Below are 13,684 nucleotides of genomic sequence, written 5' to 3' on the forward strand. Positions count from 1 at the left end.
ATGAATCCGTTTCTGTCTAAACTTTTATTTGAGGCCGCCCGAAAACGGCTCGAAAAAAAACGGCTTGGAAAACCCGTAAGAAAAAGGGAAGTTTTACCCTTGGTAAGACGGTTGCAGGTTGAACTTACACATGCCATAAAAGAATATATTTTTATTGTAGTTGGGGTGTTTTCGGCAGGTTTTGGACTGAAAGGTTTTTTACTTCCCAATAAGTTTATTGACGGTGGTGCCACTGGTATTTCACTGTTGTTACAACACGTTACCTCAATACAACTGGGCATCCTTTTGGTGATGGTAAACTTGCCTTTTTTAATTTTAGCCTATAGAACCATTGGCCAAAAATTTGCATTAAAAAGTATTGCCGCCATTGCCTTTTTGGCCGTGGTAGTCCATTTTGTGGAATATCCCACTATTACAGACGACAAACTACTAATAGCCGTTTTTGGCGGATTCTTTCTCGGGCTGGGTATTGGCATGTCTATGCGAGGCGGAAGTGTTATTGACGGCACCGAAGTACTCGCCATATTTTTAAGTAGAAAACTATCGCTCACCATTGGTGATGTGCTGCTAATCATCAACATTATCATTTTCTCGGTGGGTGCTTATATTCTTTCTGTTGAAACGGCGCTTTACGCAATTTTAACCTATTTATCGGCTGCAAAAACCGTCGATTTTGTGGTTGATGGCGTTGAAGAATACGTGGGCGTCACCATCATTTCCAATAAACATGAAGAACTACGGCTTATGCTTACCGAAAAACTACAGCGGGCCTGTACCATTTATGCGGGAAAGGGCGGCTACGGCAAAAGCGGCGATAGCTACGATAAAGACATTATTTATACCATCGTTACCCGACTTGAACTCGCCAAGTTACAGACTGAAATTGATAAAATTGATAAAAGGGCATTCATTATAATGGGCATTGTAAAAGACCTAAAAGGCGGTATGATTAAAAAGAAACCGATGAAGGACCATTGACCAATGACTATTGACTAATGACTATTAACTATTGACTATTGACTATTGACTATCAAAATAAATGAAAAAGAAGTATACCATACAAAATGCGCCATTTGAAGTACCAACCACCGATGGCAAAATTATCCGCGAGCATTTCGGCTTGGCAAGCGATGGCAACTCCAAAATAAGTATTGCTCACATGAAAGCCCCAGCTGGTTGGAGCGAACCTTTCCAAACGCCAGAATTCGATGAGTACACCTTTATAATAAAAGGCAAAAAACAGTTTATTATTGAAGGCGAAACCGTAATTTTGCAAGCTGGACAATCCATAAAAATACAACGTAACACGAGGGTGCAGTATTCCAATCCGTTTACTGAAGTTTGCGAATATATCGCTATTTGCACCCCAGCGTTTTCAATGGATGCCGTAAATCGAGAAGATTAAATGAACAATATTAAAATAGTTGGTTTTTTAATAAACCTACTGAGCTACCTATCGCCTAGCTTATCGGCCAAAATTGCAGTAAAATTATTTTCAACGCCTCGAAAAGCAGCATTAACACACGAGGGAAGCAGTTACTTAAAAACGGCTAAACAACAAAACCTATCTTTCAACGACTTTGAAATACAAACCTATCAATGGGAAGGCCACGGAAAAACCGTCCTATTGGTACATGGCTGGGACAGTAATTCATTTCGATGGAAAGACCTCATTGAGCTTTTAAAACAGGACGGCTACAACATTATATCGATTGATGCCCCCGCACATGGTGCTTCTGGAAACAATATTTTTAATGCGCCACTGTATTCCGAGTGCATCAATATTGCTATAAAAACATTTAAGCCAGAAATTGTTATTGGCCACTCCATTGGTGGTACAGCAACGGCCATTGCCCTAAAAAATCACAATGCGCCTTCAGTAGAGCAAATCGTCCTATTGGGAGCGCCTTCCAATTTGGCTATTTCGGTGGGCAATTATGTAAACATGATGGACTATAACCAGCGTGTTGAGAAAGCCATCAACCAATACTATTTAAAACATTTTAACCAATTACCCGAATTCTATAACGTTGAAAATTTCTTCTCGAACATCACGCCCGAAGGCCTAATTATTCACGATAAAAAAGATCGCATCATTTCATTTAAAGAGGCATTGGACATCCATCGGGCCTACAAAAACTCCAAACTCATTAAAACCAAAGGTTTGGGGCACCGACTAAAATCTGAAACGGTTTACCAACATATTTTAGACTTTTTAAACGCATAAGTTTATCGTATTTTTGAAGCATGGCAGACACATCCTTAAAACGAATCAACAAATACCTTAGCGAAGTAGGCTATTGCTCACGCCGTGAGGCCGACAAGCTTATTGAAGCAGGACGTGTAACCATTAATGGCAGCATTCCTGAAAAGGGCACTAAAATAGGGCCAAAGGATGAAGTTGCCGTTGACGGAACTTTGGTTAAAAACACCAAAGAATCATTTGTGTATTTAGCCTTCAACAAGCCTGTGGGCATTGTGTGCACTACCGATACTTCGGTTGAAAAGGATAACATAATCGATTTTATCAACTACCACAAACGTATTTTTCCTATCGGAAGACTAGACAAACCCAGCGAAGGCTTGATCCTTTTGACGGATGATGGTGACATTGTGAATAAAATTCTAAGGGCCAGCAACAATCACGAAAAGGAATACATTGTAACCGTTGACAAGCCCATTTCGCAAACTTTTATTGAGCGCATGTCTGGTGGCATACACCTACCCGACCTCAACAAAACCACCAAAAAATGCAAGGTTGAAAAATTGGGCACTTATAAATTTAGGATTGTGCTGACCCAAGGATTAAACCGCCAAATCCGACGCATGTGCCAATATCTCAACTACGAGGTACAAACCTTAAAACGCGTTCGGATTATGAACATTAAGCTAGACGTTCCCTTTGGCCAATACCGCGAATTGACCAAAGAGGAATTCACCCAACTGAATCAACTTTTAAAAGATTCTTCTAAAACTTTTAAAAGTAAAACTCAAAAGTAGTCCATAAAAAAAGGATTTCAAGCCTATGCCTAAAATCCTTTTCTTATTATGTAGTACAAATTCTATCCGCGTCTTTCTCTAGCAAGAAGTGTGTTTTTTAGCAACATAGCAATCGTCATTGGTCCAACGCCACCTGGCACCGGTGTAATGTAACTCGCTTTTTGACTTACACTTGCAAAATCTACATCGCCAGCTAATCGGTAGCCATTTTTCTTTGTAGCATCTGGCACACGGGTAATACCTACATCAATAACCACAACATCTTCCTTAACCATGTCTCCTGTTAAAAATTCTGAAATCCCAATAGCTGCAACAATGATATCGGCCTGCTTCGTAATCTCTGCCAAGTTTTTAGTTCGGCTGTGAACAACTGTTACGGTAGCATCGCCAGCTTTTCTTTTTTGGCTCATTAAAATACTCATAGGTCGGCCTACAATATGGCTGCGCCCCATAACCACCACGTTTTTACCAGAAGTTTCTACTTGGTAACGCTCTAAAAGCTCTAGTATTCCGTATGGTGTTGCCGGTAAAAAGGTAGGCAAATCTAAAGCCATTCTGCCAACATTTACAGGATGGAATCCATCCACATCTTTATCAGGATCAATCGCCATCAATATCTTTTGCTCATCAATTTGTTCTGGTAGAGGCAACTGCACGATAAACCCATCGATGTCATCATTGGTATTCAGCTCGTTGATTTTTTCAAGCAATTCTTCTTCAGAAGTGTACTCTGGAAGCTCGATTAGCGTCGATTCAAAACCGATACGCTCACATGCTTTTACCTTGGCGTTAACGTAGGTCATACTCGCACCATCGCTACCTACTAAAACTGCTGCCAAGTGTGGCACTTTTTCACCTTTTGCCTTCATGCCACTTACGTGCTCGGCAATTTCTTCTTTAATGTCGTTACTTACTTTTTTACCGTCTAAGATTGTCATTTAATATAAGTTTTCAGTGGCAGTCGCAGTTGCAGTTTTAAAAAACTGCTACAGACAGCAAAGCTATTCCGTTTTAACTCCAAACTTCCCTGGGTTATTTATCATATAATTTATAAGTTTCCCAATGTTTTTTCCTTCTTCCGAACACTTTGTATGCTCTTCCTGTGAGATATAATTGCAAGCCAGTGCAAAATCCAACCAGGTGCTAGTTTCAGAGTTTTCACCATCCGCATCTGTTAATTTACTAACAAAATGTTTTGGATATATTCTTTTCCGGTAAGCTTCGAAAAGATTTACACAAACCGACCGAGAACTCCGTCGTATCTGATCTGTTAACGAGTATGTTTCCTCCTTTGGGAAGGATTTTGAGATTTCAAAAATATTCATAGCCAAATCAAATGCTTTTTGATAAGCCAATAATTTTTTGAAATCCATAAACTTTTATTTTCTACTAATTACTGAAACTGTGACCGAGACTGCAACCGCGACTTAAATTAGCGCATATTCTTCATCATTTGCATCATCTTTTTGCCGCCACCACCTTGCATCATTTTCATCATTTTGCTCATTTGGTTGAACTGCTTTAAAAGTTGATTCACTTCCTGAACCGAAGTTCCCGACCCTTTAGCCACTCGCTTCTTTCTGCTGGCATTTAATATTGAAGGGTTGGTTCGCTCTTTTGGCGTCATGGAGTGGATAATGGCCTCAATGCCTTTAAAGGCGTCATCATCTATGTCTACATCTTTCAGCATTTTACCAGCACCAGGAATCATGCCCATCAAATCTTTCATGTTACCCATTTTCTTGATTTGCTGGATTTGCTTCAAGAAATCGTCGAACCCAAACTGGTTTTTGGCTATTTTCTTTTGAAGTTTTCTAGCTTCTTGCTCATCAAATTGTTCTTGGGCACGCTCTACTAAAGACACCACATCACCCATGCCCAAAATACGGTCGGCCATACGAGACGGATAGAACACATCGATAGCTTCCATTTTTTCACCCGTACCAATAAATTTAATTGGTTTGTTCACCACCGATTTAATGGAAATAGCGGCACCACCACGGGTATCACCATCTAATTTGGTAAGGATAACCCCATCAAAATTCAACACATCGTTGAAGGCTTTTGCCGTGTTTACGGCATCTTGTCCCGTCATGGAATCAACCACGAAAAGGGTTTCCTGTGGTTGGATAGCCTTATGGATATTAGATATTTCGGTCATCATGGCCTCATCAACCGCCAAACGACCTGCGGTATCGATGATTACCACGTTGTGTCCGTTTGCCTTGGCATGAGCAATAGCCGCTTGTGAAATGGCTACCGGATCGTTATTGCCTTTATCACTAAACACCTCAACACCTATTTGCTCTCCAACTACGTGTAACTGGTCTATCGCTGCCGGACGGTAAACGTCGCAAGCTACCAATAAAGGTTTTTTAGTCTTTTTGTTTTTAAGATAGTTAGCCAGTTTACCAGAAAAAGTGGTTTTACCAGACCCCTGTAAACCCGACATTAAAATAACACTTGGTGTCGCAGATAAATTAATTCCTTCAGCATCACCTCCCATTAATTGGGTCAGTTCATCCTTAACGATTTTCACCATTAACTGCCCCGGCTGCAAGGTGGTCAATACATCTTGCCCCAATGCTTTTTCCTTTACCTTATTGGTAAATTCTTTAGCTATTTTAAAGTTAACATCGGCATCTAAAAGTGCACGTCTCACCTCTTTTAAAGTTTCAGCAACGTTCACTTCGGTGATGCTTCCGTGCCCTTTCAGGACGTGTAAGGCCTTATCTAATTTATCGCTTAAATTATTGAACATAATTCTTCTAAATTTTTAAGAGTTGCAAATTTAATGATTTGAAGCGTATTATGACAAGAATCGTTCATTAATGTGAACAAAAAAAGGCTGCCATTTTAAAATGACAGCCTTTATAAAGGAATCTGTAATAATTAACCTAACCAACCGAAAATGCAGGATTCCTTTTTGTTGCAAACATATTTTTTTATGCTTTCTTTTCCAGAACCAAAATTCTTTCTATGCCGCCATTGGCATTTAAATCCTTTAGCTCAATTCTATTAGGCGAAACTTCTCTAATTTTCCATCTATGGTTTAGTTTGCCGAAAGGCTCATTGTTTCCAAAGTACAACCCTAGGTTTAAACCTTCTTTTCGGTAAGCCAACCAAGCTCCGCTAAACGTACCATTGTTAGGATCGGTTACCACTACTCTTCCTGTTTCCTTAAAATCTAGAGTGTACATATAAAATGGCTCTGGGTTATTATTGTCTTCAACATGATAGGCTGCAACCTCCCATAGACCGTTAACCAACACTCTATCAATATAAGTTAAATCGTCGTCAACATCTGGGCAATGTCTTTCTAAAATCATTTTATTGTTGGCGTTTTCAAGTTTTATCAACCCTTCTTCCAAGAAGGTAATTAACCACTCGAGTTTTAAATTTGGTCGGCCTTCCAACATGATTTTAAGGGTAAAACCAGCATTTCTGAAGCCTATTTCGTAAGTCCCTTCAACCAATTCGCCATTCACACGAAGCTTTACTACATTATTTTCAAAAAACTTAAGCGGCGTTCCTATATAGTCTTTTTCATTATCTGCACCATCAACACTCAATCGAGCCACGCGCCACAGGCATTTTTGAAGGTAGTTTTCAATACGTTCTTTGGTAATATCGATTACGATTTCGCAATTACGCTTCATGATAATGCGGTTACCGCCTTCTTGGTACAGTTTAATTTTACCATCTTCAATATCGTAAACAAACCATTCGAGGGTGAAATCGGCTAAGTTTTCAAACTCCATTTTCAGCAAGGCTCCTCTCTGACCTACACGAGTACTCCATGTTCCGGTTAAAATATCGCCTCCTCTAGCACGCATTACCACAACGCCATTGGCTCTAAAGTTTAAGGCATACTCTTTAAAATCTGCTGTATTATCCAGATTATTTCTTTGGTATTCGTAAACTACCCAAGGACAAGCTACCAAGTATTTATCTAAACGCTCTTTTGTGAAATCGTCGTCGCCATAATCGTTATCGTCGTCTTCATCACAAGCATCTTTAGCTTCCTTAATGGTTCGTGCCAATTCTATGTTATTATTTACCACAATTTCGGTACCGTCTGCCAATTGCATGGTTACAGGGAAATTTAAACTAGCAAATACTTCTGAATTTTTAACTCGTTTAATGAAACGGTATAATTGGCGGTCGTTTTCAATGGTAACGACATTGATGATTTGGAAATCGGTATCGTACACCGAAAATGAAATAGGATATTGAAAATCGATACACTCAATATCATCATCGGGTTCGTTTTCATCTTTACATTCATCAATCAATTCTTCAAGGGCATCTTGATTTTGGATAACAATTTCTTCGTGATTGGACATTACAATGGTAATGGGGAACACAATATCCAATCGGTCTTCATCATCATCAAACTCCTTAAACAAGGCTTCAATAACCTTGAAGTCTTCTTTAGAATCGATAATGATTTCAACACCTTTAACAATAACGGTAACCGGGAGTTCTACCGCCAAACAGCTGGCGCCGTCAATAATATTGTCTGCAGAGCCATCCATGGTAGATGTGGAGAGCATTAAATTGGTTAACTCTGCATCTGGGGCTAGGGCTTCACTTTCGTCAATGGGCGTTATTTCAACGGCCTCCTCTTGACAGGACGTGAACAATAAAAGGGCAAAAAAAGGAATTAGTAATAACGTTTTAATGTTAGTTTTCATGATTAGTGATTTTGGGTTAAACATAGCTTTTGTTTATAAAACAGGTCAACTTTAAAAATTCCTACCCCTAATGTTAAAAAAAATTAAAATTTCCTAAATCCCAAACTGTAAAAAGACTTATTTTAGTGGCACCAACTACCAATAAACATGGGGAAACAACTACACGAAAACATTTGTGAAGAGCGTTTATTTTCTTCTATTTTCACGAAATACTCTAAAGATTTACACCATTTTCTCTATTACAAATTTGGTGAATTGCTCAACCCCAAAGACAAAGTGCAAGAAGCCTTTATTAAACTTTGGGAAAACTGCGCTAAAATTTCGCCCGATAAGGCCAAGAGTTTTTTGTTTACCACTGCCAATAATTTAATGCTGAATGAAGCCGCACACCAAAAAGTGGTTTTAAAATACCGGCAGACCAAGCCCAAACTAAGCACCAACGAAAGCCCTGAATTTTTAATGCAGGAGACTGAATATAATGACAAACTGCAAAAAGCCTTGGCCAATTTAACCGAAGCACAGCGCGAAGCTTTTTTAATGAACCGCGTGGAAGGCAAACGCTTTAAGGAAATTGCTACACTTTTGGATATTTCGACCAAAGCCGTTGAAAAACGTATTTATGGCGCTTTGGAAAAATTGCGGAAAGACATTAAAGAACTATAGGTTTAAAATTCCGGGTTCAAAGTTCAAAAAAACCGCTGATTGAACTTTGAATTTTAAATTTTGAACTTTTTTAACCAAAGGGGTAGGAAAAAATAAAAGTTAACTGTTATATAGTTGAATAAGCAAATGATGAACCGAGAAGAACTCATATTAAAATGGCTGGACAACAACCTAACCGAGAAAGAACTCGAGGCTTTTAAAAGCCTTGAGGACTACGACGAATTGGTTGCATTGAACAGGGGTTTACAGGCATTTAAAGCTGATGATTACAACACCGAGCAAGAACTCGAAAAAGTGATGCAGGTGGTAAAAACCAGAAAAAAAACGTCTGTTAACCTTTTAAAGCCACTATTGCGCATCGCCGCCATTTTGGCCATTTGCTTTTGTGTATACTATTACACCACCACTTTAAACACGACAGTTGCTACCGAGTTTGCCCAAAAAACAACCATCGAACTACCGGACGCTTCCAAAGTATCGCTTAACGCCAAATCGGTTTTGGTGTACAATAAAAGCGATTGGAAAGACCACCGCGAAGTAGAGTTGCAGGGTGAGGCCTTTTTTAAAGTAGCCAAAGGGTCGTCGTTTAAGGTGAACACCGCAGCTGGGTACGTAACCGTTTACGGCACCCAGTTTAATGTAAAACAACGCGACAATTATTTTGAAGTTATTTGCTACGAAGGGCTTGTTGGGGTAACCTACAATTCTCATGAAACGAAATTAAAACCTGGCGACAGTTTTTTAATTATCGACGGGAAAACAATTGCTAAAGAAAAAGAAAACCTCAGCGGGCCTTCGTGGTTAAATAATGCCAGTAGCTTTACCAGCGTACCGTACAAAATGGTGGTTGAAGAATTTGAACGCCAATACAACGTCAACATCACCCTATTGGGCATCGATTCCTCACAGCGGTTCACGGGTAGTTTTACTCACGACAATATCGATGTGGCCTTAAAATCTATTACCTTACCTTTACATGTAACTTATAGCAAAACCGACAATTCGATTACATTAAAGCGTGAGTAGAAACCACTTCTTTTTCATTGTTTTTTTATTGTTTCTTTTGAATGTAGTGCCACTTAGGGCGCAAAACTTGCAAAAGAAACAACAACCGCTTACCACCGTTTTAAAGGTGCTTTCGGAAAAATTTGGAGTGAGTTTTTCGTATATCGACGATACCATAAAAGACAAGGAAAGTGTGCTTCCGCCAACTGATATATCATTGGAAGCCACTTTGGAATTTCTGAGAACCGAAACCCAATTGGATTTTGAACTGCTCAACAACAAATATATCGTCATTTCAAAACCAAAATATTCTGAAGCCAAATTTTTAACCCAGAAATTAAAAGAGGTTTTTGTCACCAATTATTTAACCTCGGGAATCACTAAACTCAACGATGGTTCGTTAACCATAAAACCGAGAACCTTTGGCATTTTACCCGGATTGATTGAGCCGGACGTACTGCAGACCATTCAGGCTCTTCCCGGTGTATTGAGTGCCGACGAAACCGTATCGAACATTAACGTTCGCGGCGGCACGCACGATCAAAACTTGCTACTTTGGGATGGCATAAAAATGTTTCAATCAGGGCATTTTTTCGGACTCATTTCAGCCTTCAATCCGCATACCACAAAAAAAGTTTCGGTGTTTAAAAACGGTACCCGCGCCAAATACGGCGATGGCATTTCGAGCATTATCGACATGCAATTGCCCGACGAAATTGATAACGAATTTAAAGCCGGAATGGGTTTCAACTTTATCAACGCCGACGGTTTTGCCAAAATCCCGCTTTCAAAAAACACCGAACTGCAATTATCGGCCCGACGTTCCATCACCGACCTCATCAATACCTCAACCTACGAACAGTATTTTAAACGTATTTTTCAGGATTCCGATTTTAACGATGCCACAAAAAACGATGATTTCATTTCGCAAAACGAAAGCTTTTACTTTTATGATATTGCGGTGAAATTTCTGTTTGATGCTACCAAAAAGGATAAGTTCCGTTTTCATTTTTTAAACATCCACAACCAATTAAATTACGATGAGCAATCGGTAATCAACGACCGAAGCGAGGCGCTTAACAGTAATTTAATTCAAAACAATTTGGCTTTTGGGACTACTTATTTGCGCGATTGGAGCGACAAACTATCCACCACAGCACAAGTGTATGTTACCAATTACGATTTGGATGCCACGAATTTCGACATTCTCAACAACCAACGGCTTATCCAGGAAAATGAAGTTTACGATGGCTCGGCAAAATTCGATATTAATTACGAGGCCAACCTCAACTTCCATTTTAACGGCGGTTACCAATTTACCGAAACGGGCATCAGCAATTTAGAAGATGTGAACAACCCCACTTTTAGAAGCTACATAAAGGAAGTAGTGCGCACGCATTCGGTTTATGCCGAGAGCCAGTATTTATCCAACGATGCTAAAACCCGATTAAATTTGGGCGGGCGACTGAACTATTTTGGGAAATTCGATTTAATTCTCGCCGAACCGCGACTCAGTTTCAGTCAGCGGTTTTTAAACTTTTTTAGGTTTGAGGTTTTGGGTGAATTTAAAAGCCAAACCACCCAACAAATTATCGATTTACAAAACGATTTTCTGGGCATTGAAAAACGCCGTTGGGTCCTTTCGAACAACCAAACCCAAGTGATTGAAAACGGTAACCAAACCATTTACCCTATTCCGGTGCTGAGGAGCAAACAGCTTTCCACGGGTATTCATTTTAACAAAAATAAACTGTTGGTGAGTGCCGAAACCTATATTAAAAAAGTGGATGGCATTACCACGAGAAGCCAAGGTTTTCAAAACCAATACCAGTTTGTAAATGCTATTGGCAGTTACGAAATTAAAGGCATTGATGTGCTTCTCAACAAACAGTTTAGCGATATAGTGGGCGGTTGGGTGTCGTATTCGTACAGCAATAACCGTTACCAATTTGACGCATTAAACAACGGCAAACCTTTCCCCAATAATGTTGATATTACCCATGCCGTAAGCTTTGCGGGCACCTACACCAATAACAACCTAAAATTGGCCGTAGGCGTGAATTGGCACTCTGGAACACCCCACACCGAACCCAGTGCCAACGATAATCCAGACGATAACCGCATTAGCTATGCCCTACCCAACAGCAGCCGATTAAATGACTACCTCCGTGCCGATTGCTCTGCCACTTATGCCTTTAATATTAGCGATGCCACCCGTGCCAGCATTGGCGCTTCGGTTTGGAACGTGCTCAACAAACGAAACGTCCTGAACACCTACTACACTTTAGACAGCGACAACAACATCAATACGATTGAAAACGAATCGCTGGGCATTACACCCAATGTGAGTTTTCGGGTTTATTTTTAAAATCACTCGCTTAATTTGTACGAAAAATTTTTAGTTTGGTTTGTTGTTGGTATATTTAGGCAGATAAATTTAATGGGAGTAAACGCAATTGTGTTTATTCCATTTTTGGCCACCATAAAAAACACTACACTTTAATTCAAAATGGAATATCTGATTCCGAGCATATTAGTCATTTGGACAATCTTGGTGATTAACTCATCAAGAAAAAATCAAAAAGCTAAAAAAGAGTTGAACCAACAATCGCATGCACTCTCAAGAAAAAAGTATGAACTGGAAAAAGCGAATTTAGAGGCAGAAAAAAATAAACTTCGTTCAATTGAAATTATTAAAAACGAAAAGCAAATATTTTCTGATTATCAACTTCAAAAGAGAGAAGAATTTCAAAAGCTTGTTTTAGAAGCACAAAAGCTAAAAAATGAATTTTACAAGGGTTTTATTGCTGGAAGAGAATGGCTTGCACAGTTGTACTCGGAATACATCAAAATAAAGGATAGTGAATTAGCGTGCTCACTAATTGTTAAACCTAATCCAGCTTGGAAATCTTCAGAAACGGTATCTGCAATAAAACAGTCTCGTATAGAAATGTCAAAAAGATTGAAGTTTATGGAGTATCAACTTAAAACTTATGAAGAATATTTCCCTCAACTTGCCGACTATAAAATTGCCATTCTCGATGAACCAATTGATTTTAGACATCAAGGTTTGGAAGAGGATGATACGGTTGACCCAGCCTTGAAATTTGGTTATTTAAGAAAAGAAGAGTTTGACAAATTGGAAAATATTGATAAGTTTCAGCTTGCACTTGACAGATACTGGAAAAAACACAAATCCAATCTTGAAATTGGTCGACTTTATGAGAGATATGTTGGGTTTTTATATGAGTCACAGGGGTGGATTGTTAAATATGAAGGTATAATCAAAGGATTTGAAGATTTTGGTAGAGATTTGATATGCACAAAAGGTGATGAAATATTGATTATACAGTGTAAATGCTGGTCGAAGGAAAAGGTGATTCGTGAAAAACACATAATGCAATTATATGGTTCTACAATACTTTATGAATATGAACATTCTATCAAAAACGTTAAACCTGTTTTCTATTCGACTACTGAGCTGTCAGCAGAAGCTAAACACGTTGCTGGACGACTTAATATTGAAGTTCGATATGAAAAGCTTGTAAGATATCCAATGATAAAATGCAATATAAACCATCTAAGTAAAGAGAAAATATATCATTTGCCATTTGACCAGCAATATGATAAAATTATTATCGGCGACGAAATTGGCGAACAATATGCAGATACTATATTGGAGGCTGAAAATTTGGGTTTTAGACGAGCATACAGGTGGAAAGGACAAGATTAAATGGACTATTCAATTTACATCATAAGACAAAATACACCAGAAAGCAAATTGCTTCACTTTTCTGGTTTAAACAGAAAAGAACTGGAGATTAATAAATGGAAAGGAAGAAAAAAAATTAATGGAGGCTTTGGCAGAGCGCCTATTGAATGGAAAATTGAAGGAATTGAAAATGTAGAGCTATTATGCAAAACAATTATCAGAATTTTAGGAAAAAGAAAGAAACTTACCCAAGAAGAACAAAAATCATACGACCGAGCGGAAAAAACACTTAAAGGAATTAAAAACCAATTTGCAAAAGAAAAGAAAAATGAGAACCTAAAGGAAAGAAAAACAACCAAAATAATTGCTTTATTAGAATTAATATATCCCTCAATTCAAAGAGATAAAATAATAAATTTTGCTAAAGAAAAATGCAATAACAAATCATTGACTTTAGAAATCTTGTTGGGAGAGTTTAATCAAGAAATAAAAGAAGTTTCGGCTATAAATGAAGCAAGAAGAGAATTCAACAAAACAATGAAGTTATCTAATTAAATTACGGTAGCTAAGAACGGTAACCGTTGCACAAGCACATAATTTTGTAAAA

13 protein-coding genes are annotated in these 13,684 nt (G+C 38.6%); 9 read left to right on the top strand and 4 right to left on the bottom strand.

Annotated features, from left to right (window positions below; translation table 11 throughout):
- From HC176_RS04475 to rluF, 4 genes are all read left to right on the top strand, one after another.
- Nucleotides 1-978 (top strand): YitT family protein, encoded by a 978-nt coding sequence (locus tag HC176_RS04475; protein ID WP_167916986.1) that lies wholly within the window; start codon nt 1-3, stop codon nt 976-978.
- A gap of 61 nt (nt 979-1,039) precedes the next feature.
- A complete protein-coding gene (locus HC176_RS04480) occupies nt 1,040-1,405 on the top strand; it encodes a cupin domain-containing protein (protein WP_167916987.1) in 366 nt (121 codons plus the stop codon).
- Nucleotides 1,406-2,227, top strand: a complete 822-nt coding sequence (locus HC176_RS04485) for an alpha/beta fold hydrolase (protein WP_167916988.1) — start codon at nt 1,406-1,408, stop codon at nt 2,225-2,227. It begins immediately after the preceding gene.
- Between the two features lie 20 nt (nt 2,228-2,247).
- Nucleotides 2,248-3,000: a 23S rRNA pseudouridine(2604) synthase RluF gene (rluF, locus tag HC176_RS04490; protein ID WP_167916989.1), complete on the top strand. Its 753-nt coding sequence runs from the start codon at nt 2,248-2,250 to the stop codon at nt 2,998-3,000.
- Nucleotides 3,001-3,062: 62 nt separating this feature from the next.
- Here rluF and folD read toward each other — a convergent pair whose 3' ends face one another.
- The 4 genes from folD to HC176_RS04510 form a co-directional block, all read right to left on the bottom strand.
- Nucleotides 3,063-3,938: a bifunctional methylenetetrahydrofolate dehydrogenase/methenyltetrahydrofolate cyclohydrolase FolD gene (folD, locus tag HC176_RS04495; protein WP_167916990.1), complete on the bottom strand. Its 876-nt coding sequence runs from the start codon at nt 3,936-3,938 to the stop codon at nt 3,063-3,065.
- A 63-nt stretch (nt 3,939-4,001) separates the two neighbouring features.
- Complete coding sequence (locus tag HC176_RS04500) at nt 4,002-4,373, bottom strand: four helix bundle protein (protein ID WP_167916991.1); 372 nt, start codon at nt 4,371-4,373, stop codon at nt 4,002-4,004.
- A gap of 59 nt (nt 4,374-4,432) precedes the next feature.
- Nucleotides 4,433-5,761 (bottom strand): signal recognition particle protein, encoded by a 1,329-nt coding sequence (ffh, locus tag HC176_RS04505; RefSeq protein WP_167916992.1) that lies wholly within the window; start codon nt 5,759-5,761, stop codon nt 4,433-4,435.
- Between the two features lie 184 nt (nt 5,762-5,945).
- Nucleotides 5,946-7,697 (bottom strand): hypothetical protein, encoded by a 1,752-nt coding sequence (locus HC176_RS04510; protein WP_167916993.1) that lies wholly within the window; start codon nt 7,695-7,697, stop codon nt 5,946-5,948.
- 147 nt (nt 7,698-7,844) lie between these two features.
- Between HC176_RS04510 and HC176_RS04515 the strand changes: the two genes are divergently transcribed.
- From HC176_RS04515 to HC176_RS04535, 5 genes are all read left to right on the top strand, one after another.
- Nucleotides 7,845-8,360: an RNA polymerase sigma factor gene (locus tag HC176_RS04515; RefSeq protein WP_209309659.1), complete on the top strand. Its 516-nt coding sequence runs from the start codon at nt 7,845-7,847 to the stop codon at nt 8,358-8,360.
- Nucleotides 8,361-8,474: 114 nt separating this feature from the next.
- Entirely contained in the window at nt 8,475-9,386 is a 912-nt protein-coding gene (locus tag HC176_RS04520) for a FecR family protein (RefSeq protein WP_245234835.1), read from the top strand.
- 67 nt (nt 9,387-9,453) lie between these two features.
- The gene (locus HC176_RS04525) at nt 9,454-11,733 is read left to right on the top strand and encodes a TonB-dependent receptor plug domain-containing protein (RefSeq protein WP_245234836.1); all 2,280 of its coding nucleotides are present in this window, start codon (nt 9,454-9,456) and stop codon (nt 11,731-11,733) included.
- A 141-nt stretch (nt 11,734-11,874) separates the two neighbouring features.
- Entirely contained in the window at nt 11,875-13,098 is a 1,224-nt protein-coding gene (locus HC176_RS04530; RefSeq protein ID WP_167916994.1) for a restriction endonuclease, read from the top strand.
- The gene (locus HC176_RS04535; protein WP_167916995.1) at nt 13,099-13,632 is read left to right on the top strand and encodes a hypothetical protein; all 534 of its coding nucleotides are present in this window, start codon (nt 13,099-13,101) and stop codon (nt 13,630-13,632) included.
- The last annotated feature ends 52 nt before the right edge of the window (nt 13,633-13,684 follow it).

Source organism: Tamlana crocina (assembly GCF_012037625.1).